We start from the raw sequence: 21,834 nt of genomic DNA, 5'->3' as shown, positions 1-21,834 counted from the left end.
GTGACGAGCGCAACGCGAATCGCGACGCGCATCGCTCGCCTCGCGACGATGCGGTTCGCCGGCGGCTACCGCATCCTACTCAAGCAACGCAAGGAGACGCCGTGACGATCGCTTGGCTGGTATTTCTGCTACTCGGAGCGGTCGCCGGCGTGCTCGCCGGATTGCTCGGCGTCGGCGGCGGTCTGGTGCTGGTCGCGGCGCTGTCGTGGCTGGCGCCCTGGGTCGGCGTGCCGCAGGAAGCGGCGATGCACACCGCGCTGGCCAGTTCGCTGGCCAGCATCGTATTGACCGCGGCGGCGTCGGCGCGCGCGCATGCCAAGCGCGGCAGCGTGCTTTGGCCGACCGTGGCCTGGATGGTGCCGGGCCTGCTGATCGGCGGCTGGTTCGGCAGCATGGTCGCGGTGCGCATCGACGACGATCTGCTGCGCTACATCGTCGCCGGCTACTGCCTGATCGCCGCCGCGCAGCTGCTGTTCGGCAAGAACCGCGCGGCCGTGGCCGACCACGAGCCGCCGCCGCGCGGGGTGGCCATGAGCGCGGCCGGGGTCGGCATCGGCGCGGTTTCGGCGGTGGTCGGGATCGGTGGCGGCAGCATGACCGTGCCCCTGCTGGTCTGGCGCGGGATCGCGCCGGTGCGCGCGGTCGGCACCTCCTCGGCCTGCGGGGTCGCGATCGGCCTGGCCTCGGCGGTGGGCTACGCCCTGCACGCCCCGCCCGGGGCCCTGCCGCACCACGCGATCGGCTACGTCTATCTGCCGGCCGCGATCGGCGTGGCGATCGCCTCGGTGCTGGCCGCGCCCTACGGCACACGATTGGCACACCGATTGAGTGGTGCGACCCTGAAGCGGGTGTTCGCGGCCTTCCTGGTGGTGGTGGCGGTGAGCCTGCTGCTGGGCGGCTGAGCCGCGATTCGCGGGCCGGGCGGTGGGTGGGTGTGGGGGCGGCGCCCGCCGGAACAGGCAAGGCAGCGCCCGATGCGGTGGGCCGTGGGAGCGGCCCTGGCGCTCGTCTGATCGCCAGCTGAACATGTAACTGATTGATTTTTATTAAATCGACTGCCTGAACGGGCGGCCTAGCGGTGTCCTGCGTCGCGAAATCGGCAATTCGCGGCGACACAGGGTACTTTGCCGCTTGTGGCGGATTCACGAATTGTTTACAACCTCGTGACGCCAGGGAACAGGGGCCCGGCGCCCAAAACAAAACACAGCCACGTCTTAACTTAGGGAGAGAGAGATGAAGCCGTTGCGCCGCCAGTCCTTGGCGAAAGCCATCCAGTTGTCGTTGCTGATCAGCCTGCCCGGCCTCGCCGCCGCACAGGACGCCGCCCCCGCCCCCTCGGCCACTACCTTGGACACGGTGACGGTCACGGGCACCCGCATCAAACAGACCAACGCGGTCACGGCCCAGCCGGTGTTCGTGCTGGATCGCCAGAAGCTCGAGAAGACCGGCGTGCAGACCGTCGGCGAAGTGCTGCAGCAGCTCACCGCCGGCGGCAAGGCGCTCAACGCCAAGTTCAACTCCTCGGGCAACTTCGGCTATCCGCCGGACGGCGGCGGCATCGGCGCCGGCTCGGCCCAGGTCGACCTGCGCAACCTCGGCTCGCAGCGCGTGCTGGTGCTGGTCGACGGCATCCGTTGGGTCAACGAATCCTCCGCATCGGGCGTCAGCGGCAGCGCCGACGTCAACACCATCCCGCTGGCGATCGTCGAGCGCATCGAAGTGCTGGAAGACGGCGCCTCGGCGATCTACGGCTCCGACGCCATCGCGGGCGTGGTCAACATCATCACCCGTCGCAAGCTGGACGGCGCCGAAGTCCACGCCTATTTCGGCCAGTGGGGCGACGGCGGCGACACCACCGAAGCCAGCATGACCCTGGGCGGCGCCGGCGAGCGCTGGTCGGCCGTGTTCGGCGCCAGCTACTTCGAACAGAAGGCGATCAGCTCCGGCAGCTGGAAGCAGTCGTCCGAGCCGGTACCCGGCGGCGGCCTGGCCGCGGGCAGCTCGGGCATTCCGCAGGGCCGCTTCACCTTCTGCGATCCCAGCCGTCCGGTCACCGGCGTCGGCGGTTGCGACGCGGCGGGCGACAACTGGTACGACATCACCCTCAATAACGGCACCACCGTGCCGGTGTTCGATCCGAACAACCCCAACGGCGGCACCTACCACGGCTTCAGCGGCGCCGACCGCTTCAACTTCGCGCCGTTCAACCTGCTGCTGACCCCGAGCAAGCGCAAGGCGCTGTTCACCAGCCTCAACTACGACCTGACCGAAAACACCCGGTTGCACGTGAAGGCGCTGTACAACAACCGCACCTCGACCAACCAGGCCGCGCCGGAACCGATCTTCGTCGGTCCCTTCGCCGGCACCGGCGGCATCGCCGACACGGTGATCGTGCACGCCAACAATCCGTACAACCCGTTCGGCATCACCCTGGACCCGGCCACCAACTTCGGTTGGGTGACCAAGCGTCCGATCGAAGTCGGCCCGCGCATCTTCGAGCAGGACGTCGACACCACCTACTTCAACATCGGCCTGGACGGCGTGTTCGATATCGGCGAGCGCGGCTTCGGCTGGGACGCCAACTACGTGCACTCGGAGAACAAGGCCGAGCAGACCTTCCGCAACGGCTACAACGTCGCCAAGATCAAGCTCGCCCTGGGCGATCCGGCGGTGTGCGCGGCGGTGCCGGGCTGCGTGCCGCTGGACCTGTTCGGCGGTCAGGCGCGTCCGATGACGCAGGCCATGATCGACTGGATCCGCACCAAGCAGATCGACTCGAGCAAGCAGGTGCTGGACCTGTTCTCGGCCAACATCACCGGCGATCTGTTCGACATCGGCGATCGCGCGGCCGGCTTCGCGGCCGGCGTCGAGCACCGCCGTTACCGCGGCGAGTTCAACCCCGATCCGCTGCGTCAGACCGGCGAATCGCAGGACTCGTTCGCCGCGCCGGTCAACGCCAACTACGACGTCAGCGAAATCTATACCGAGTTCAACTTCCCGGTGTTGTCGACCTTGGACATCACCGCCGCGATCCGCTACTCGGATTACTCGACCTTCGGTGGCGCCACCACCGGCAAGGCCGGTTTCCGTTGGCAGCCGATCGAGGACCTGGTGATCCGCGGTACCTACTCGCAGGGCTTCCGCGCCCCCAACCTGGGCGAGCTGTACGGCCTGACCCAGTTCGGCGCCAGCCTGGTCGACCCCTGCGGTCCGACCGGCGGCGGCGGCCCGGCCCCGCAGTACGTGGCCGGCTGTAACGCGCAGGGCGTGCCGCCCGGCTTCGAGCAGGCCAACACCCAGATCACCACCTTCACCGGCGGTAATCCGAACCTGGATCCGGAAGAGTCCGACAGCTACACCGTCGGCCTGGTCTACAGCCCGAGCTGGGCCGAAGGCCTGTCGTGGTCGAGCAAGCTCGACCTTGAGCTGAACTACTACCACCACAAGATCGACGGCGCGATCCAGGCGCGCGATCTGCAGGCGTTGCTCAACGCGTGCTTGGCCAGCGGCGGTACCACCCCGTCGGTGTGCTCGCCGTTCTCGCGCGCGGCCAGCGGCAACCTCAACCCGCCCAACAACTTCCTCAGCAACCTGGGTAGCGTCAAGACCGACGGCGTCGACATCAAGGTCAACTGGGCCAGCCCGGATTGGAGCTGGGGCCGTCTGACCGCGGGTCTGCAGTCGACCTTCGTCAACGACTACAAGGCGGTGGACATCGACGGCAACGTCTCCCAGCGCAAGGTCGGCGTGGAAGTGGCCGACAGCGCGATTCCGGAGTGGCAGACCAACCTGCAGTTGGGTTGGAACAAGGGCGACTTCGACGCTAGCTGGAACGTGCGCTATATCGCCTCGGTCGACGAGGATTGCGGCAACTCGGTCTACGCCGGTCCCAAGCCGGGCTGCTTGAACCCGCAGAACGTCAACACCCTGGGTTCGGTGACCTATCACGACATCCAGTTCGGCTGGAAGAACGCGTTCACGCTGGAAGGCCTGAAGCTGTCGGCCGGCGCCAACAACGTGTTCGGCAAGGACCCGCCGGTGTGCGTGACCTGCTCGCTCAACGGTTACGACGCGGGCACCTACGACCTGCCGGGCACCTTCTGGTACGTCAGCGCCGATTACCGTTTCTGATTCAACGTTCGACTTAGTAACGCGACGGCCGGCGATGCGAATCGCCGGCCGTTTCGTTTGTGGGGCGTGGGCACGTTCGCAAGGCTTGTGAAGCTTGGATGCCGATGGTCCTGTCGTTGTGGGAGCGGCGTAAGCCGCGATCGGCATACGGCCATGACGATGCTCACGCCGCGCGCGCGGCCGCATCGCGGCTTACGCCGCTCCCACAGAAAGCGGGAGGCCGTCTGCTCCCTGTAGGAGCGGCACACGCTGCGACCGGGAATTCGGCGTGCGTCGTTGGTTTCGTCGTGGCTGCGGCTTCGCGGTCGCGGCGTGTGCCGCTCTTACAGGAAGCGGGAGTGGTTAGCCCGGGGTAGGAGCGGCGTGAGCCGCGACCCGGAATTCGGCGTGCGTCGTTGGTTTCGTCGTAGCCGCGGCGTCGCGGTCGTGGCGTGTGCCGCTCCTACAGGGAGGAGCGGCCGGCTACTTCACGGCTTGCGGCAATCAGCAACCGGCGGGTTGGACGCGGCGGTAGACCACCACGATCACCAGATCCTGCTCGCCTAGCTGTTTCAGGCCGTGCGTGCTGCCCTTGCGGGTTAGGATGGCGTCGCCGACGCCGACTTCGCGGCGGGCCTCGTCCAGCATCAGTTCGCCGCGGCCGCTGAGCACGTAATAGATCTCGTCCTTGTCGTTGCGGTGCTCGCCGATGCTGGCGCCGCGATGCAGCGCGCGCTGGCGGAATACCAGGTCGAAATCCGCTGCCTGCTCGAAGAAGGGATAGGCGGTGGTGCGGCCCTGGCCTTCATGCGGGCCGGGCTGGTCCACGGCCAGATCGCGCGCCTGTTCGACATAGGAGCCGCTGCGTGGCGCGCAGGCCGGCGCTGCGGCCTGCGCGACGCCGGCGCACCAGGCGAGCGCGAGCAGGCAAACGAGTCGCGACCAGCGTTGCTTCCTCATGCCGACACCCTCCGCTAACGCTCAGCGCGCGAGCCAGCCGCCGTCCACGGGCAGGATCGCGCCGTGCACGTAGTCGGCCGCGCGACTGGCCAGAAACACCGCGGCGCCGCCGAGATCGGAGGGGTCGCCCCAACGCCCGGCCGGAATGCGCGCCAGGATCTCGCGGTTGCGGCCCTCGTCGGCGCGCAGCTGGGCGGTGTTGTCGGTGGCCATGTAGCCCGGCGCGATCGCATTGACGTGGACGCCCTTGCCGGCCCATTCGTTGGCGAGCAGGCGGGTGATGCCGGCCAGGCCGGATTTGCTGGCGGTATACGAGGGCACGCGGATGCCGCCCTGGAACGACAGCATCGAGGCGATGTTGATGATCTTGCCGCCGCCGGCCGCGATCATGCGCCGGCCCACCGCCTGGGCCAGGAAGAACGCGCTCTTGAGATTGACGTCGATCACCGCATCCCAATCGGCCTCGCTGAAATCGACCGCGTCGGCGCGCCGGATCAGACCGGCGTTGTTGACCAGGATGTCGACCGAACCGAGTTGCGCGACCGATTCCTCGACGATGCCCGCGATCGGCGCCAGCGTCGACAGATCGGCTTCGATCGCGTGGAAGCGCCGGCCCAGCGCGCGCACGTGGCGGCCGGTGTCGGTGGCCGCGCCGGTGCTGACCGCGACGATGTCGGCGCCGGCCGCGGCCAGCGCCAGGGCCAGCCCTTGGCCGAGGCCGCGATTGCCGCCGGTGACCAGGGCGACGCGACCGCTGAGATCGAACGGCGAAACGCTCATGCGCGCGGCCTCACTTGAGTTGGCACAGATCGAGTTGGTGCATGTCGGTGTAGTCCAGGTTCTCGCCGCCCATCGCCCAGATGAAGCAGTAGTTGCGCGTGCCCGAGCCCATGTGGATCGACCACGGCGGCGACACCACGGCCTCGTCGTTGCGGATCACCAGGTGGCGCATGTCGGCCGGTTCGCCCATGAAGTGCATCACGCTCTGGTCGCCGAGATCGAAATAGAAATAGACCTCGGAGCGACGGTCGTGCAGATGCGGCGGCATGGTGTTCCAGACGCTGCCGGTCTTGAGCACGGTCAGGCCCAGCAGCAGCTGGCAGGACTGGCAGGTGGCCGGCACGATGTACTGGTAGATGGTGCGTTCGTTCGAGGTCTCCAGCGCGCCGCGTTCCAGCGGTACCGCCTTGTCGATCGAGATGTGCACGGTCTCGTAGCGCGCGTGCGCGGGCGTGGAGGCCAGGTAGAACTTGGCCGGCTGGGCGGCGTCGTCGGAGGCGAACTCGACCTGGGCGCTGCCCATCGGCACGTACAGGCCGTCCTTGGGCTGCAGCGCATACGCCTGGCCGTCGACGGTGACCGTACCGGCGCCCGCGCCGACGTTGACCACGCCCAGCTCGCGCCGGGCCAGGAAGGGCTGGCCGGCGGCCGAGGCCGGTTCGGCCTGCGCCGGCAGCACCACCGGCGCGCCCACGGGCGCGGCGCCGCCGATCACGAAGCGCTCGTTGTGCGAGTAGTTGAGACGGACTTCGCCGGGCGCGAACAGCTCGCCGATCAGGTAGCGGTCGCGCAATTGCTCGTTGCTGGCGCCGGCCATCATGTCGGGATGGGTGGCGTGGTAGGTCTTGCGGAACATCGGGCCTCCGGAAAGCGCATGCCTGCGTTGCCGCCCGCGGCGGCTGATCCGGGGATCATAACGGGGTTTTGGTAACCGGTGTCAAAATGCCGTGCACGAAGCCGCGGGCATGCGCGGGCGGCCGCGTCGTAGCGCGATTCGGAAGCTGGATTCGGGCTGCCCGCCGGCGGCGGGGGCTCAGGCCGGCGGGCGCTGGCTGGAGTCGCGCACCACCAGGTGCGGGGTGACCGAGACCGGCTCGGCGGGGGCGTCGCCGTCCTCGGGTTCCGGCGCCAACAGCATCTGCGCGGCCTGGCGGCCGAGGTCGCGGATCGGCGAGTGGATGGTGCTCAGGGCCGGCCACAACTGGGTCGCCAGCGGGCTGTCGTCGTAGCCCACCACCGACAGATCGGCCGGAATCGACAGGCCGCGTCGCATCGCGGCCTTGTACACGCCGGCGGCCATCTCGTCGTTGCAGGCGAAGATGGCGGTGGGGCGCGGCGACTTCGCCAGCAAGTACTCGGCGCCGGCGACGCCGGACTCGAAGGTGTAGCCGCCCTCGAACACATAGTCCTCGGCCAGCTCGATGCCGCGCTGGGCCAGGCCGTGGCGGAACCCGCCGCCGCGTTCGATCGAGGAGCGGTAGCGGCGCGGGCCGGTGATCAGGCCGAGCTGCCGATGGCCCAGCGACTGCAGGTAGTTGGCGGCTTCGACGCCGGCCAGGCGGTCCTGGGTGTGCAGCATGTTGGCCGGCTCGTCCAGCGGGATCGAGGCGATGCGCACGTAGCGCACGTCGATTTCGCGCAGGGCCGCGGCCAGCTGGTCGTCCTCGGACACGCGCGGAATCAGGATCACGCCGTGCAGCTTCTGCTGCAGCGCGAAGCGGCGGATGCCGTCGATGTAGTCCTCGCGATGGCTGTCGCAAGGGTGCACGACCAGCTCGTAGCCGGAATCGCGCAGGGCGTCGAGCGCGCCGTACTGCATGTTGACGATGTACTGCGCGGTCGGGTTGTCGTAGACCAGCCCGATCAGGAACGAGCGCCGAAACGCCAGCCCGCGCGCCTGCGGATCGGGCGCGTAGCCCAGCTGTTTCATCAGCGACTGGATCTTCTCGCGCGTGTCCGGGCGCACCAGCGGCGAGTTGTTGATCACCCGCGACACCGTCTTCTTCGACACCGCCGCCAGGCGCGCGATGTCGTTGATGGTGGCCTTGCCCGGTGCCGGCATCCGCGGCGACGCGGCCTCGCCTGCGGCCGCATCGGCGGAACGGGCGCTGCGCGGTCCGCGGCGCGAGCCGCGCGGGGGGGCAGGATTCATGGCGGCTCGGCGAAGGAGAAACGAGCCGGTGCGGGCACCGGGGCTGAGCCGATTCTAGCCGCCTGCGCCGGCGATGTCCCCGGTGGACATCGCGTGCCTACTTCAACAGCGCCGGCAGCCACAGCGACAGCTGCGGCACGAAGGTCACCACCAGCAGCACCGCCAGCGCGGCCAGCCAGAACGGCCAGATCGTGCGCAGGGTCTCGCCTATGCTGATCTTGCCGATCGCCGTGCCCACGAACAGCACCGAGCCCAGCGGCGGCGAGATCAGGCTGATGCCGCCCTTGAGAATCAGGATCACGCCGAAGTGCACCGGGTCGACGCCGATCGCCTTGGCCAGCGGCAGGAAGATCGGCGTGCAGATGATGATCATCGGCGCCAGGTCCATGAAGGTGCCCAGCACCAGCAGGATCAGGATCATCAGCAACAGCAGCAGGTTCTTGTCGGTGGTCAGCGAGGTCAAGGCCTCGACCGCGGCGGTGGGCACCTGCAGATAGGCCAGCAGCCAGCCGAACGAGGCCGCCGAGGCGATCACGAACAGGATCATGCCGGTGGTGCGCGCGGCGCCGGCGACGGTCTCCAGGAAATCGCGCCAGCGCAGATTGCGATAGACCAGCGCGGTCACCAGCAGCGCGTAGACCACGGCGATGGCCGCGCTCTCGACCGCGGTGAAGATGCCGGCGCGGATGCCGACGAAGATCAGGGCCACCAGCAACAAGCCCGGCAGCGCGGCGACGAAACGGCGCAGCACGATGCCGAAGCCGGGGAAGGGCTCGACCGCGTAGCCGCGCCGGCGCGCGATCACCCAGCAGGTCGCCATCAGGGTGACCGTCATCAGCAGCGCCGGAACGATGCCGGCCGCGAACAGGTCGGCGATGGAGATGCTGCCGCCGGCCGAGGCCGAGTACAAAATCAGGTTATGCGAGGGCGGCACCAGCAGCGCGACCATGGATGCGGTCATGGTCACGTTGACGGCGAAGTCGCGGTCGAAACCGCGCTTGACCATCTGCGGGATCATCGCGCCGCCGATCGCCGAGACGTCGGCGATGGCCGAGCCCGACACGCCGCCGAAGAACAGCGAGGACAGCACGCTGACCTGGCCCAGGCCGCCGCGCAGATGCCCGACCAGCGCCGACGCCAGGCCGATCAGGCGTTCGGAGATGCCGCCGCGCAGCATGATTTCGCCGGCGAAGATGAAAAGCGGAATCGCGATCAGCGAGGCTGAGCCGGCGCCGGCCGCGGTCTGCTGCACCACCACGATCGGCGGCAGGCCGATGCAGATCAGGGTCGCCAAGGCGGCCGAGGACAGGGCGTAGGCCACCGGCACGCCGACGATCAGCAGCACGGCGAACACGCCGAAAAGTATCGCGACTTCCATCAGGCGCTCCGGTGGGGGTCGGTGAGCGGCGCTGTCAGGGCCGCGACCATGCGTTGCAACGCGAACACCGCCATCAGCGCGCCGCCCAGCGCCATCGGCGCGTACACCGCGCTCTGCGGCAGCGGTGCGCCGGCCATGGGGATGTCCAGTCCGTCCAGCAGCAGTTCTCCGCCCCACACCGCCAGTACCGCGCCGATGCTGGCGATCACCAGGTTGGAGAACGCGAGCAGCCAGCGCCGCACGGCCGGGCGCGAGCGGTGGACCAGGATGAAGAAGCCGAAGTGCGAGCCGCGGTGCACGCCGGCGGCGGCGCCGAAACTCATGGCGGTGTTCAGCAGCAGCAGCGCGACCGGCTCGGTCCAGCCCGGCGAATCGTTGAGCACGTAGCGCGCGAACACCTGCAGGGCCTGCACCGCGACCATGCCTACCAGGGCGGCGCCGGCGATGGCGACCGCGATGCCGGCCAGCCGATCCAGCGCGCCGCGCGGCGCGGTCCGGTCCTGCTGGTGTTCGATGTCCGCGTTCGCGGCGAGGGGAGCGTCTGCCACGGGATCTGCCTCAGGCCAGGGAACGGATGCGGCGGTACAGGGATTCGATCGCCGGGTCGCGGTGGTAGTCGTCCAGCAGCGGCTGCACCGCGGCGCGGAACGCGGGCAGGTCGCAGTCGTTGATGCGCACGCCGCCGGCGACCACCGCCGCGCGCGCCACCGCTTCGGATTCGTCCCACAAGCTGCGCATCACCGCCACCGAGCGGCGCGCGATGTCCAGCAGCAGGGCGCGGTCGTCGGCGCGCAGCGAATCGAAACTGCGTCGCGACATCAGCAGCACGTCCGGCGCGTAGGAATGCTGGGTTTGCGACCAGTAACGCGCGGCCTCGAACTGGCGGCTGGAGTGGTAGCTGCGCAGATTGTTTTCGGCGCCGTCGATCAGATGCGTCTGCAGCGCCGAGAACACTTCGCCGTAGGCCAGCGGGGTCGGATTGCCGCCGAGCAGGCGGATCATGCGCATGAAGATGTCCGAGGCCGGCACCCGGAACTTCAGGCCGTGCATGTCGGCCGGGGTGCGGATCGGGCGGCGCACGTTGTAGAAGCAGCGCGCGCCGCAGTCGTAGATCGCCAGGCCGACCAGCTCGCGGCGGCCGAAGTCGCGCAGCACCGCCGCGCCGACTTCGCCGTCCAGCGCGCGGCGCAGGTGCGCGACCGAGTCGAACACATAGGGCAGCGACAGCGCCTGGGTCAGCGGGAAGGCGTTGTTGAGCGCGCCGCTGTAGACGCGGGTGATGTCGATCGCGCCGAAGCGCGCCATGTCGATCGCCTCGGACTCGCGACCGAGCTGGCCGGAGTGGTACAGACGCAGGCGCAGGCGGCCGTCGGTGGCGCGCTCGAGCTCGCGCCCGATCCATTGCACGGCGGCCACGGTGGGGTAGTCCTTGACGTGCACGTCGGTAGCGGTGAGCAAGCGGCTGCCGTCGCCCGCGCGCAATCCGGCCGAGGTCGCGGCCAGGGCGCAGGCCGCGCCGAGTCCGCCCAAGACTTGGCGACGAGTGGTCATGCCGGCTCCCCGCTGGCGCGCACCGCCTCGCAGTGCAACTGGCCCCAGCGCCCGAACGAGATCATCGCGCGTTGTCCGGCCAGGATGTCGTGGATGCCGGTGGCCGCGCCGGTGGTGACCAGCATGCCGGCCTTGAGCGGATAGCCGCGGCGCGCGCAACGCGACAAGGCGAACGCCAGCGCGGCGAGCAGGCCGCCGGCGATCGAACCCGCGCCGCCGCGTCCGACCGAGGTGTCGTCGATAAAAGTTTCGCAGCGCAGGTCGGCGTCGGCCAGTGCGCGCCAATCCGGAATCTCCGGGCCGACGACCAGGCCGGCGTTGTTGCCGAAGTCCGAGACCACGATAGGCGGGCCCAGGGTGTTGATGTCGGGCAGCGGACTGCCGGCCAGCTCGATCCCGATCAGCAGGGCCTCGACCAGATCCGCGGCCTGCGCGTGGTCGAACTCGGTGCGGCCGGCGGGCGCGTCGCGGCCGAGCCGGAACACGAACTCGGCCTCGACCGCGGCGAAGCCGCCCTCGATCACCTCGAAGCGCGCTGTTTGTCCACCGGTGGCGGTCTGAACCGCGTTGGCGAAGATCGGGCCGACCAGGCGCTCCTCGCCCAGCCGGGTTTCCCAGGCCGGCGGGACGCGCCCGACCTTCCAGCCCGCGATCGGCTGCGGCCACTGGCCGATGGCCCGGTCCTGGATCGCGTAGCCCTGATCCAGCGTGGCCGGCAGCGGACCGGGGTAGTCGGGCAGCGCACGCGCGCCGCGGCGTGCCGCGACCAGCCGGTGGGCGATCGCGGCGCCTGCGCTGCCGTCGTCGATGGTCGGTGTCTGCATGCCGGATCGGGTCCCCTGCGGCGTTTCCTGTCCGGAACTGTTGTATAGGAAACCGGTGTCATTGACAATCCAAGCTAGACTCCAGGCAGCGGAAGGGGACCGATCGATGATCCAGCGGGCAGGGTGGGACGGCGCGGCGAAGACGGCGCGGAACGTGGGGGGACGCGGGCTGCGCTGGCTGGCCGTCGGCCTGCTCGGCCTGGCCTGCGCCGGCGTACCGGCCGCCGAAAAGCCGGCCGCCGATGGCGGCGCGCTCGCCTTCCCGGGCGCGCAGGGCTGGGCCGCGCACACGCCCGGCGGCCGTGGCGGCCGCATCATCCGGGTCACCACCCTGGCCGCGAACGGGCCGGGCTCCTTCGCCGAAGCGGTGGCCGCGAGCGGGCCGCGCATCGTGGTGTTCGAGATCGGCGGCGTGATCGACCTGCAGCGCCAGGAACTGCGCATCGCCGAACCCTATCTCACCGTCGCCGGACAGACCGCGCCGCAACCGGGCGTCACCTTCATCCGCGGCGGTTTGATCATCGCTACTCACGACGTGGTCGTGCGGCATATCCGAGTGCGCCCGGGCGAAGCCGGCGCGGCCAAGATGGCCGGTCCGGATTTCGACGCCATCACCACCGTGCGCGGCGCGCGCGACGTGATCGTCGACCATTGCTCGCTGACCTGGGCCACCGACGAGAATCTGTCCGCCTCCAGCACCCGCTTTCACGGCGAAAGCGAGAAGGACTGGATGGAGAACGCCTCGCGCCGCATCACCTTCAGCAACAACCTGCTCGCCGAGGGCTTGTCCAACGCTACTCATGTCAAGGGCGAGCACTCCAAGGGCTCGCTGATCCACGATCACGTCAACGAGGTGCTGATCGTCGGCAACCTCTATGCGCACAACTACGAGCGCAATCCGCTGTTCAAGGGCGGCGCGCGCGGCCAGGTCATCAACAACCTGATCTACAACCCCGGCCAGCGCGCGCTGCACTACAACCTGATCGCCGAGGAATGGCTGGGCCACCCCTATTCGACCGGGCAGATGGTCGCGCGCGGCAACGTGATGCGCGCCGGCCCTTCGACCGAGGAGCTCGCGTTCTTCATGGTCGGCGGCTCCGGCGATGTCGAGTACTACGCCGAGGACAACCTCGCCGTCGACCGCCTCGGCCGTCCCTTGCCCCAGCAGGGGCGCTACACCACCACGCCGCTGCGCGTGATCCAGCCCGCCCATGCGCCGCCGCTGCCGTTCGGCGTGCGCCTGCTGCCGTCGGCGCAGGTGCAGGACGCGGTGATCGCGCAGGCGGGCGCGCGGCCCTGGGACCGCGACGACATCGACCGGCGCATCCTGGCCGACACCATCGAAGGGCGCGGCAAGATCATCGACAGCGAAAGTCAGGTCGGCGGCTATCCGCGGCACGCGCCGACGCATCAGGCCTTCGTGCCCGAAGACTGGGACCTGGCGACGATGGAGCCGCTCAAACCGCTGCCGCGGCGCGCGCCCTTGAAGTGAGGCGCGCCGCTTACGGCGCCGCGTCGTCGTCCTTGCGTAAGCGCGAGGCCAGCGCCAGGTCGGTTGCGCGCAGCGCGGCGGCGAACTCGAACGCGATGCGGCGCGCACCCAGCGGCGAGAAGTGGGTGTTGTCCTCGACGCCCTGCGGATAGTTGCGATGGGCGCCGGGCGCGAGCTGCAGGAACAGTCGTCGCGAGCCCTCCACGCCCGCCTCCTGCAGCACGGCCTGACTGCGCCGCTCCATATCGATCAGGGCCACGTGCTCGCGCGCGGCCAGCGCGCGCACCCGGCCTGGGTACTCGCCGTGGCTGTCCTGCACGCGGCCTTCGCTGTCGTAGCGACGGCGCGCCACCGGCGTCAGTAGGATCGGGGTGGCGCCGCGCGCGCGTACCTCGGCGACGAAGCGCGCGAGGTTGCGCTCGTAGTCGGGCAAGGGCGTGTAGCGATCGGGCTTGTCGGCCGACTCGTCGTTGTGGCCGAACTGGATCAGCACCCAATCGCCCGCACGCAGGCCGTCCAGCAGCGCCTGCCAACGGCCCTCTTCGATGAAGGTGCGCGTGCTGCGGCCGTTCTTCGCATGATTGACCACGCGCACGCTGCCCGCGCGGAAGCGCGCGGCCAGTGGCTCGCCCCAACCGGTTTCCGGACGCTTCTCCGGCAGTTTCTCGGCCAGGGTCGAGTCGCCGGCGAGGTGGATCGTGGGCACCGGCGAGGATGCAGCCGGCGCGCTCATGGGCAGCGCCAGAGCCCAGCCGCACAAGCTCAGCAGCAAGCCAAGGCGCACGCGCATCGGCGCCCTCACAGCGACGGCTCCCAGCCGGCCAGCACGAGCTCGCGACGATGGCGCGCGAGCGCGGTGCGATCGAGCTGGCGCCGCCCCGGCGAGCGCGCCGCGCCGGGGCCGCGGCTGTCGTACTCGTACAAGCGCGCCGCTTCCGGCGCCAGCATCGTGCGCGCGCCGTCGCGTGCGGTGTAGCCCATCGCATCCCATCCGCGCGGATCGATGTGCGCATCCATCCAGCACGACAGATAGACGGCGGCGCCGACCGCATCGGGGTCGCCGTACTTGCCGTCGGGAAAATTGCGACCCGGACGCCACGCCCGCCCCAGCGCGACGCTGGCGTCGGCCACTTCGGCATCGCGGCTCAGCCGGCAGCGCAGAAAGCTCAGTCCATAAGCCTGCGCGCTGGGCGTGCAGGGCACCGCGACATAGCCCTGGCGCTCCTTGCCGGGCCGGAAGCGCGAATGCAGTACGCAGTCCTCGAACCAGGCGTTGCCGCCGCCGAACACGAAGTCGACGCTGCCGGCGATGCGGCAACGGCGGAACAGGCTACGCCCGGCATCGACGAACAAGGTGTCCTGGTGCCCATGCAGATCGACCTCGTGCAGCACGCTGCGTTCGGCGCCCGCGTCCAACATCAAGGCCACCGCCTGCGCGCCGTTGGGGCCAATCGGTTCGAACTTCGGCGCGCTCAGATTGCCCACGTAGTCGAAATCGTTGCGGATGCTCAGGCGCTCGGCGCGGAAATCCGGCGCGCGCACGATCACGCTGGCGCAGCCCCAGGTGCCCCAGGGCTCGCCGTCTGGACGCGCCATGCCGGCGGCGGCGTCGTAGCTCAGCACGCAACCGGCGCGATCCTCGCCGATCAGGTGGATGTTCGGTTTGTCGATCACCAGTTTCTCGCGCCACAGACCGCGATCGATGCGGATGCGGAACGGCCGGCGCCCGTGCGCGGGCGCGGCGGCCACTGCGGCGCCGACACTGGGGTAGACCGGCACGCCGGCGTCCGCGGCCGGCGCGCGCGACACGCGCGCGTCCCAGCCCTCGCCCGCGTGCGCGGGTCCGGCGAGCAAGGCGCCGCCGGCGAGCAGCGAACCGGCAAGGAAGTCGCGACGGTGCATGCGATGCGCTCCAAAAAAAAGCGCCGCGAGGTGCGGAACCGTCGAGGGCGGCGGCTCCGCACCCGCGCGGCGCGGGTGCAACTAGTGCGGCGCTGCGGACCTCACAGCTTGTAGCGAATGCCCAGGAAGTACTGGCGGCCGGTGTGGTGGTAGACCGAGGCGCGGTCGCCGACCGAATCCACCCACTGGTCGTTGTACTCGTCGGTGAGATTCAGGCCTTCAAGCGTCAGCTCGATGCGGTCGTTGAGCTTCCACGACGCCGACATGTCGAGGGTGGTGGTGGCCTTGGTGCCTTCGACGTCGTTGTTGTTGCGGCCCGGCACCGTGGTCAGGTAGTCGTCGCGATAGGACGCCGACACGCGCGCGCCGAAACGCTCGCCTTCGTAGTAGAGCGTGGCGTTGTAGGCGTTCTTGGACAGGCCGACCAGGTCGGTCTTCAGCGACGACGCGCCGGTCGAGGTCACGTACTGGATCTTGGAATCGACGTAGGTGTAGTTGAGCTGCACGCCGAAGTCCTGCCAGAACCCTTCCGGCAGGAAGGTGAAGGGCTGTTGATAGCTGACTTCGAAACCCTGCAGGCTGCCGCCGGGCGTGTTGACCGGGATGTTGAACTGGAAATCGTCGGTGGGCTGCGCGCCGGTGCCCGCGAGCAGGCTGTCGGGCAGGCCCGAGGTGTTGTACGGACGGGTTTCGCGCGAGGTCTGCACGAAGGTGTCGATGTCCTTGTAGAACAACCCCAGGCCCAGCAGCGCCTCGTCGGCGAAGTACCACTCGAAGCTCAGGTCGTAGGTCTTGGCGCGGAACGGTTCCAGCAGCGGATTGCCGCCGTTGACCGTGCGCGCGCCGCCGCTGACGTTGACGGTGACGCCGGGGGTGAGATTGCCCAGGCCCGGACGCGACATCACCTTGGCCGCGCCGAAGCGGACCAGGAAATCCGGGGTGAGGTCGGCGACCAGATTCAAGGACGGCAGGGTGTCGTCGTAGCTGCGCTGCACCGTGGTCTGCACCGGCACGCCGCCGACGATGGCGTAGCCGGTCGAGGTCTGCTTGGTGTCGACCTGGCGCACGCCGATGTTGCCGCTGATCGGGATCGAGCCGATCTGGGTGTTGAAGTCGCCTTGCAGGTAGAAACCCTGGTCGCGCTCGGTGACGCTGCGGTTGTTGCCCAGTACCGCGGCGACCTTGTCGCTGACGCTGAAGATGCCGGTGTTGCTGTACAGGCCGAACACGCGGTTGAAGGCGTCGATGTCCGGGATCAGCCAGACCGAATCGTTGCCCGAGCCGACCCGGGTGTTCTCCAGGCCGATCAGCGAGGTCAGATCGGCCAGGGTGGTGCCGGCCGGCAGCGCCGGCGTGACCAGCTCCGAGGCGCGGCGGAACTCCCGGCTTTGGAAGGTGTACTCCTTGAACTGCGCGCCGCCCTTGAGCTTGAACGAGGGCGCGAGGTTCCAGGCGAAGTCGAGCTGGGCGGTGTCGTAGGTGTTGCTGGCGAACTGCGGACGCAGACGGACCTCGGAAATGCCGTTGACGAAGGTCCACTGGCTGGGATCGGTGACGTCGAAACCGTTGTCGATCACCGGCAGGCGATCGTTGCCGCGGTAGTCGTAGCTGTAACCCTGCACGTTCTGGCGATCCAGGGTGATCGTGGTCTGGATCGGGTTGTCGAACTCGGACTTGGCGCGGCCGACTTGGGCGTGCAGTTTGACGTCGTCGGTGAGCTCGTGGTCGGCGTAGAAACTGAACTGGGTGAACTTGGTGCTGAGCTCGTCGTAACGCGCTTCCGAACGCACGTCGACGTTGTTGAAGCGGCCGTAGACCAGGTTGCCGTTGGCGTCGACTTGACCGTCCAGCACCACGGTCTGCGGCTTGCCGGTGCCGGTGCGGCTGAACGACACCGCTTCGATGAAGTTCTCGGTGCGGGTGGCGTCGAACTTGGCGTACAGCAGGTCCAGGCCGACATCGGTGCGGTCGCTGACCTTCCATTGCAGCGCGCCGGTCACGCCCAGGCGCTGCTGGTCGTGTTCGAGCACGCCGTAGCGCGGAATGCGCGGATGGAACACGCCGGCGCCGCGCGCGGCCGCGAACGGCGAGGCCGCGCTGAAGCCGCCGCTGCTGGGGCCGTTGTCCCAGCGCACCGTGCTGTGGCCTTCCTCGACCAGGCGGCGGTCGGTGTAGGCCACCGACAACAGCGCGCCGAAGCGGCCGTCGCCCCAGGTGTTGCTGATCAGCGCCGAAGCGCGCGGATCGGTGTCGCCGGACAGGTCGTTGTAGCCGACCTGGCCGCCGGCGACGAAGGTGAAACCGTCGTAGTCGAACGGGCGTGCGGTCTGCAGATCGACGGTCGCGCCCAGCGAGCCTTCTTCCACTTCGGCCGACGCGGTCTTGCGCACCTTGAGGCTGTTGAACAGCTCCGAGGCGAACACGTTGAAGTCGAAGCCGCGGCCGCGATTGGCGCCGCCGGAGCTGTCGGTGCCGCCGGTGGTGGTCAGCGCCTCCATGCCGTTGATGCGCACGCGGGTGAAGTCGGGGCCCAGGCCGCGCACCGAGATCTGCCGGCCTTCGCCGGCATCGCGCGCGATCGACACGCCCGGAATGCGCTGTAGCGATTCGGCCAGGTTCAGATCGGGAAAGTCGGCGATGTCCTCCGCGACGATGGCGTCGACCACGCCGACTTCGCCGCGCTTGATGTCCAAGGCCCGCTCCAGGCTGCCGCGGAAGCCGGTGACGGTGACCCCTTCCAGGTCCTTGGCCTCGTCGCTGGCGGTTGCGGCGGTGCTGCTGTCTTGCGGCGGCGTGGCCGCGGACGGCGCCGCGGCCTGTTGCGCGAACCCGACCGCCGGCGCCATCTGCAGCGCCAGGGCGATGGCGCCTGCCAGAACGGTAACCGGTGTCTTTTTTGCCGCGCGTTGCGATTGCATCAGGATCCCCTCCCAAAGTGGTCCGACGGCTGTAAAGCGCTTATTGACTAGCTTGTAGCGCTTGCTATGGTGTCCCGGACGGCAAAATGACACCGCTGGTCAAAACCCTAGCAAAAGCTCGGGCCAACATCATGCTGCGGTGCGCAAAAGGCCATACAAGGGGCGGATCGGCCCGGGGCTGGGAGGCGGAATGAGTCAACGCATAGTGTGTTTCGGCGAAGTGCTGCTGCGCCTGGGGGCGCCCGGCCACGAGCGCCTGCTGCAGTCGCCGGCGCTGCAGGTCCACGTCGGCGGCGCGGAAGCCAACGTGGCCGTGGCCCTGGCCCGCTACGGCCACGAGGCGGCGGTGGTCGGCCGGATCGCCGACAACGCCCTGGGCGCCGCGGCCGTCGCCGAGCTGCGCCGCCACGGCGTCGACACCCGCGCGCTGCAAGCCGGGCCCGGACGCATGGGCCTGTACTTCCTGGAAACCGGCGCCGGTCACCGGCCCAGCAGCGTGCTCTACGACCGCGCCGATTCGGCGTTCGCGCGCGCGGATGCGCAGGCCTACGACTGGCCGGCGCTGTTGCTAGACGCGCAGTGGCTGCACCTGTCCGGCGTGACCCCGGCCCTGGGCCAGGCCTGCGCCGATACCGCGATCGCGGCCGCGCGCGCGGCGCGCCGCGCCGGCGTGCGGGTGAGCTTCGACGGCAACTTCCGCGGCAAGTTGTGGCAGGCTTGGAACGGCGACGCCGCCGCCCTCCTGCGCGAATTGATGGCGCAGGCCGACTGGATCTTCGCCGACCACCGCGACATCGCCATCGCTTTGGGCGTCGAGCCCGCGAGCGAGGATGCCGAGGCGCGCTTCGCCGCCGCCGCGCGCGCGGCCTTCGCCGCCTTCCCGCAACTGCAGCGCGTGGCCAGCACCGTGCGCGTGCAGCACAGCGTCGACCGCCAATCGCTGTCGGCCCGGTCGCTGGATCGCGACGGCACCGCCGCGCGCACGCCGGTGTGCGAACTCAGCGCGATCGTCGACCGCATCGGCACCGGCGACGCCTTCGCCGCCGGCGTGCTGCATGGCGCGCTGGCCGGCCTGGATGCGCAGGACAGTTTGCTGTTCGGTTGGGGCGCGGCCTGCCTCAAACACTCGGTGCCGGGCGACTTCGCCCTGTTCGACGCCCAGGACGTGCGGGCCTTCGTCGCCCAGGACGGCTACCACGTGCGGCGTTGAGGCCGGCGCCACGCTCAGCGCAGCGCGTGATCCGGTACTTCCAGTTCCAGCGACAGCGCCAGATGATCGGACTGCGCGGCCGGCACGGCGCGCGCCGACGAACAGCTCAGGCCGTCGCCGATCAGGATGTGGTCGATCGCGCGTTGCGGGCGCCAGCTGGGGAAGGTCGGCAGCGCCGCTTCCGGCGGCTGCAGGCGCGTGCGCTGGAACAGCGTGCGCATTTCCGGTTGGTCGATCGAGCAATTGAAATCGCCCATCAGTACCGCGTGCGGGTGGTCGTGCAGCAGTTCGGCGATGAAGGCCAGCTGGGAGGCGCGCGAGCCCGCGCCTAGCGACAGGTGCGCGACCGCGACGGTGAGCGCGTCGTCGTGATCGCCGAAGTGCGCCATCAGCACGCCGCGGCCCTTGACCCGGCCGGGCAGCGGATGGTCGATGACTTCGCGCGGTTCCAACTTGCTGAGCAGGCCGTTGGCGCTGGAGGCGACGCTGCCGACCCGGCGATTGGGCTGGTGGCTCCAATAGTCGAAGCCGGCGCGCTGGGCCAGGTAGTGGGTCTGGTTGGTGAAGCCCGAACGCAGGCTGCCCGGGTCGCTTTCGTTGAGGCCGACGATGTCGTGCTCGCCGGCCAACTGGGCGATGGTGTCGAGGCTGCCGCGCTTGTTGCCGGCGGGCAGCACGTGCGACCAGCTGCGGGTCGCGTAATCGCTGTAGCGGCGCGTGCTGGACCCGGCCTGGATATTGGCGCTAAGCAGGCGCAGTCGTCGGCGCGTATCCATACCGGCCGGGTCCATGAACGAATTACTGCGCGGCAGCCGCGGCCGGGCCGGTGGTGGCCGGAGCGTTGCCTTCGGCGGCCGGAGCGGCGCCGCCGCCGGCGCGTTTGGCGCGTTCCTGCGCGACCAGGTGGTCGGTGATGCGCAGCATGTCCTCGAAATTCTTGCCGATCACGCGGTACTTGCCGTCGACCACGATGTTGGGCGTGGACTCGACGCCGCTGCGGGTCAGGAAGGTTTCGGCGCGCTTGAGCTTGGCGTCGATCGCGAAGCTGGCGTAGGTGCTTTCGAACTGCTGCTTGTTGGCGCCGAACTTGGCGTAGAACTCGGCGAAGTCGACCGGCTTGACGCCGTTGACCGGCAGGCTGCGATCCAGGTGCACGGCGCGGAACATGGCCTCGTGGCTACGGCCGACCAGACCCATCGACTCGGCGGTGTAGAAGGCCTTGGCGTAGGGCACCCAGTAGCCGCCGAACGGTGCGGCGACCGGGACGAAATTGACGTCGGCGGTCTGCTTGCCGCGCCAGGACACGACCAGCGGTTCGAACTCGGCGCAATGCGGGCAGGTGTAACCGAACACTTCGACCACTTCGATCTTGCCGGCGCTGGGCGCGTACGGCGTGCCGCCCGGGATCTCGACGTAGTCGGTGCCCGCGACCGGCGCGGGGCCGCTGGGCGGCGTGGCGACCGCGGCCGGTGCGATCTCGGCGGCGGCCGGCGCGGCTTCGGCGGTCGGCGTCGGCACCGCGTTGGCCGGGCTGGCGGCGGCGCTGGGCGCGGCGGCGGTGTCGGCGGCGGGAGCGGCGGCCTCCTGCTGCTGGGTGCAGGCGGCCAGCGCGAACAGCGCGGCGAACAGGATGGGGTAGCGGTGCGACGGGGCCAGGCGCGGGGTCATGGATCGAATCTCCACAAAACGGTCGGATCGGATTGGCGGCGCGCGCGCGGTGGAACCGTCGCGACACCGGGGGATGCGTCGGCCGTCAGGATAACGGCCGGCGCGCTGAACGCGGAGTGTAGGCGAGGCGGCGCGGACGGCCGTCGCGCATCAACGCTTGCTCTTGCCGCGGTTGCGTTCCTGCGCGACCAACTGGTCGGTGATGCGCAGCACGTCCTCGAGGCTGTTGCCGCCGGTCACACGGTACTTGCCGGCGACGATGAAGGTCGGCGTGCCTTCGACGCCGCTGCGGGTCAGGAAGTCGCGCGTGGCCTCGAGCTTGGCCTCGATCGGCTTGCTGTCCATGGCCGCGGCGAACTTGTCGGCGTCGGCGCCGTAGCGCGCGTAGAAGCTCGCGATCTCCTGCGAGGACGCATTGCTGATCGGCAGGCTGCGCTCTTCGTGCAGGGCCTTGAACACGGCCTCGTGGGTCTTGGCGACCAGGCCCATGGACTGGGCGGTGTAATAGGCCTTGGCGTAGGGCTGCCAATAGCCGCCGAACGGCGCGGCCACCGGTACGAAGCTCACGTCCTTGGGCAGCTTGGCCTTCCAGGCGTCGATCGCCGGCTGCGCGTGCGCGCAATGCGGGCAGGTGTAGCCGAACACCTCGACCACCTCGATCTTGCCGGGCACCGGCGCGTAGGGGCGGCCGCCTTCGATCAGCTCGTAATCGCGGCCCGCTTCCAGCGCCGGCGCGGCGCTCTTGCCGGCGGCCGACGCGGCCAGCGGCAGCAGCGCGCTCAGGGCCAGGGTGGCGAGGGTCGTGAACAGTCGGGACGGCGTAGTGCGTGGGGTCATCGCAGGGTCTCGCGGCGATCGGGCGGGGGTGGGCCGCGTCAGCGGCGGCGTC

18 protein-coding genes are annotated in these 21,834 nt (G+C 69.4%); 4 read left to right on the top strand and 14 right to left on the bottom strand.

Features of this window, described 5'->3' with window-relative positions; all coding sequences use genetic code 11:
* Nucleotides 1-101 precede the first annotated feature (101 nt).
* The gene (locus ASE35_RS14560; RefSeq protein ID WP_235567251.1) at nt 102-902 is read left to right on the top strand and encodes a sulfite exporter TauE/SafE family protein; all 801 of its coding nucleotides are present in this window, start codon (nt 102-104) and stop codon (nt 900-902) included.
* Between the two features lie 331 nt (nt 903-1,233).
* Nucleotides 1,234-4,131: a TonB-dependent receptor gene (locus ASE35_RS14555; protein WP_056181093.1), complete on the top strand. Its 2,898-nt coding sequence runs from the start codon at nt 1,234-1,236 to the stop codon at nt 4,129-4,131.
* A gap of 483 nt (nt 4,132-4,614) precedes the next feature.
* Here ASE35_RS14555 and ASE35_RS14550 read toward each other — a convergent pair whose 3' ends face one another.
* The 8 genes from ASE35_RS14550 to ASE35_RS14515 all read right to left on the bottom strand — a co-directional run bounded on the left by ASE35_RS14550 (nt 4,615) and on the right by ASE35_RS14515 (nt 11,755).
* On the bottom strand, nt 4,615-5,070 hold the full coding sequence (locus tag ASE35_RS14550) for a cupin domain-containing protein (protein ID WP_057164292.1): 456 nt from the start codon (nt 5,068-5,070) through the stop codon (nt 4,615-4,617).
* Nucleotides 5,071-5,091: 21 nt separating this feature from the next.
* Nucleotides 5,092-5,850 (bottom strand): 2-dehydro-3-deoxy-D-gluconate 5-dehydrogenase KduD, encoded by a 759-nt coding sequence (gene kduD, locus ASE35_RS14545; RefSeq protein WP_057164291.1) that lies wholly within the window; start codon nt 5,848-5,850, stop codon nt 5,092-5,094.
* A gap of 10 nt (nt 5,851-5,860) precedes the next feature.
* Nucleotides 5,861-6,706 (bottom strand): 5-dehydro-4-deoxy-D-glucuronate isomerase, encoded by an 846-nt coding sequence (gene kduI / locus ASE35_RS14540; RefSeq protein WP_057164290.1) that lies wholly within the window; start codon nt 6,704-6,706, stop codon nt 5,861-5,863.
* 177 nt (nt 6,707-6,883) lie between these two features.
* On the bottom strand, nt 6,884-7,912 hold the full coding sequence (locus ASE35_RS14535) for a LacI family DNA-binding transcriptional regulator (RefSeq protein WP_056181325.1): 1,029 nt from the start codon (nt 7,910-7,912) through the stop codon (nt 6,884-6,886).
* A gap of 187 nt (nt 7,913-8,099) precedes the next feature.
* Nucleotides 8,100-9,380 carry a TRAP transporter large permease gene (locus tag ASE35_RS14530; protein ID WP_057164289.1) on the bottom strand — a complete coding sequence of 427 codons (1,281 nt, stop codon included), beginning with the start codon at nt 9,378-9,380 and terminating at the stop codon, nt 8,100-8,102.
* Nucleotides 9,380-9,895 carry a TRAP transporter small permease gene (locus tag ASE35_RS14525; protein WP_056181322.1) on the bottom strand — a complete coding sequence of 172 codons (516 nt, stop codon included), beginning with the start codon at nt 9,893-9,895 and terminating at the stop codon, nt 9,380-9,382. Before ASE35_RS14525 ends, ASE35_RS14530 begins: the two co-directional genes overlap by 1 nt.
* A gap of 43 nt (nt 9,896-9,938) precedes the next feature.
* Nucleotides 9,939-10,931 carry a TRAP transporter substrate-binding protein gene (locus ASE35_RS14520; protein WP_057164288.1) on the bottom strand — a complete coding sequence of 331 codons (993 nt, stop codon included), beginning with the start codon at nt 10,929-10,931 and terminating at the stop codon, nt 9,939-9,941.
* On the bottom strand, nt 10,928-11,755 hold the full coding sequence (locus ASE35_RS14515; RefSeq protein ID WP_057164287.1) for a fumarylacetoacetate hydrolase family protein: 828 nt from the start codon (nt 11,753-11,755) through the stop codon (nt 10,928-10,930). The genes ASE35_RS14520 and ASE35_RS14515 overlap by 4 nt, the downstream gene beginning before the upstream one ends.
* A 154-nt stretch (nt 11,756-11,909) precedes the next feature.
* Here ASE35_RS14515 and ASE35_RS14510 point away from each other — a divergent pair, with 154 nt between their 5' ends.
* Entirely contained in the window at nt 11,910-13,247 is a 1,338-nt protein-coding gene (locus ASE35_RS14510; RefSeq protein WP_157489486.1) for a pectate lyase, read from the top strand.
* 10 nt (nt 13,248-13,257) lie between these two features.
* On the opposite strand, the gene ASE35_RS14505 is transcribed toward ASE35_RS14510, so the two are convergent.
* The 3 genes from ASE35_RS14505 to ASE35_RS14495 form a co-directional block, all read right to left on the bottom strand.
* Nucleotides 13,258-14,037, bottom strand: a complete 780-nt coding sequence (locus tag ASE35_RS14505) for a rhamnogalacturonan acetylesterase (RefSeq protein ID WP_082611290.1) — start codon at nt 14,035-14,037, stop codon at nt 13,258-13,260.
* 8 nt (nt 14,038-14,045) lie between these two features.
* Nucleotides 14,046-15,149 (bottom strand): pectinesterase family protein, encoded by a 1,104-nt coding sequence (locus ASE35_RS14500; protein ID WP_057164286.1) that lies wholly within the window; start codon nt 15,147-15,149, stop codon nt 14,046-14,048.
* 101 nt (nt 15,150-15,250) lie between these two features.
* On the bottom strand, nt 15,251-18,067 hold the full coding sequence (locus tag ASE35_RS14495; protein WP_057164285.1) for a TonB-dependent receptor: 2,817 nt from the start codon (nt 18,065-18,067) through the stop codon (nt 15,251-15,253).
* Between the two features lie 190 nt (nt 18,068-18,257).
* Between ASE35_RS14495 and ASE35_RS14490 the strand changes: the two genes are divergently transcribed.
* On the top strand, nt 18,258-19,277 hold the full coding sequence (locus ASE35_RS14490; RefSeq protein WP_057164284.1) for a sugar kinase: 1,020 nt from the start codon (nt 18,258-18,260) through the stop codon (nt 19,275-19,277).
* Nucleotides 19,278-19,291: 14 nt separating this feature from the next.
* Here the strand turns inward: ASE35_RS14490 and ASE35_RS14485 are convergent, their stop codons facing one another.
* From ASE35_RS14485 to ASE35_RS14475, 3 genes are all read right to left on the bottom strand, one after another.
* Nucleotides 19,292-20,068: an endonuclease/exonuclease/phosphatase family protein gene (locus ASE35_RS14485; protein ID WP_082576580.1), complete on the bottom strand. Its 777-nt coding sequence runs from the start codon at nt 20,066-20,068 to the stop codon at nt 19,292-19,294.
* A gap of 7 nt (nt 20,069-20,075) precedes the next feature.
* On the bottom strand, nt 20,076-20,945 hold the full coding sequence (locus ASE35_RS14480; protein ID WP_082611289.1) for a thiol:disulfide interchange protein DsbA/DsbL: 870 nt from the start codon (nt 20,943-20,945) through the stop codon (nt 20,076-20,078).
* Between the two features lie 150 nt (nt 20,946-21,095).
* The gene (locus tag ASE35_RS14475; RefSeq protein WP_057164283.1) at nt 21,096-21,782 is read right to left on the bottom strand and encodes a thiol:disulfide interchange protein DsbA/DsbL; all 687 of its coding nucleotides are present in this window, start codon (nt 21,780-21,782) and stop codon (nt 21,096-21,098) included.
* Nucleotides 21,783-21,834: the final 52 nt, after the last annotated feature.

Origin of the sequence: Lysobacter sp. Root916, assembly GCF_001429785.1 — a bacterium.
Lineage (GTDB): Bacteria > Pseudomonadota > Gammaproteobacteria > Xanthomonadales > Xanthomonadaceae > Lysobacter.
The sequence above is the reverse complement of the archived record's forward strand: the minus strand, read 5'-3'. Positions and strand labels throughout refer to the sequence as shown.

What these genes read in the sequence shown, in the direction of transcription:
- ASE35_RS14555 (WP_056181093.1), top strand. Translation starts at nt 1,234, where the DNA reads ATGAAGCCGTTGCGCCGCCAGTCCTTGGCGAAAGCCATCCAGTTGTCG.
- ASE35_RS14550 (WP_057164292.1), bottom strand. Translation starts at nt 5,070, where the DNA reads ATGAGGAAGCAACGCTGGTCGCGACTCGTTTGCCTGCTCGCGCTCGCC.
- kduD (WP_057164291.1), bottom strand. Translation starts at nt 5,850, where the DNA reads ATGAGCGTTTCGCCGTTCGATCTCAGCGGTCGCGTCGCCCTGGTCACC.
- kduI (WP_057164290.1), bottom strand. Translation starts at nt 6,706, where the DNA reads ATGTTCCGCAAGACCTACCACGCCACCCATCCCGACATGATGGCCGGC.
- ASE35_RS14535 (WP_056181325.1), bottom strand. Translation starts at nt 7,912, where the DNA reads ATGCCGGCACCGGGCAAGGCCACCATCAACGACATCGCGCGCCTGGCG.
- ASE35_RS14530 (WP_057164289.1), bottom strand. Translation starts at nt 9,380, where the DNA reads ATGGAAGTCGCGATACTTTTCGGCGTGTTCGCCGTGCTGCTGATCGTC.
- ASE35_RS14520 (WP_057164288.1), bottom strand. Translation starts at nt 10,931, where the DNA reads ATGACCACTCGTCGCCAAGTCTTGGGCGGACTCGGCGCGGCCTGCGCC.
- ASE35_RS14515 (WP_057164287.1), bottom strand. Translation starts at nt 11,755, where the DNA reads ATGCAGACACCGACCATCGACGACGGCAGCGCAGGCGCCGCGATCGCC.
- ASE35_RS14505 (WP_082611290.1), bottom strand. Translation starts at nt 14,037, where the DNA reads ATGCGCGTGCGCCTTGGCTTGCTGCTGAGCTTGTGCGGCTGGGCTCTG.
- ASE35_RS14500 (WP_057164286.1), bottom strand. Translation starts at nt 15,149, where the DNA reads ATGCACCGTCGCGACTTCCTTGCCGGTTCGCTGCTCGCCGGCGGCGCC.
- ASE35_RS14495 (WP_057164285.1), bottom strand. Translation starts at nt 18,067, where the DNA reads ATGCAATCGCAACGCGCGGCAAAAAAGACACCGGTTACCGTTCTGGCA.
- ASE35_RS14490 (WP_057164284.1), top strand. Translation starts at nt 18,258, where the DNA reads ATGAGTCAACGCATAGTGTGTTTCGGCGAAGTGCTGCTGCGCCTGGGG.
- ASE35_RS14485 (WP_082576580.1), bottom strand. Translation starts at nt 20,068, where the DNA reads ATGGACCCGGCCGGTATGGATACGCGCCGACGACTGCGCCTGCTTAGC.
- ASE35_RS14480 (WP_082611289.1), bottom strand. Translation starts at nt 20,945, where the DNA reads ATGACCCCGCGCCTGGCCCCGTCGCACCGCTACCCCATCCTGTTCGCC.
- ASE35_RS14475 (WP_057164283.1), bottom strand. Translation starts at nt 21,782, where the DNA reads ATGACCCCACGCACTACGCCGTCCCGACTGTTCACGACCCTCGCCACC.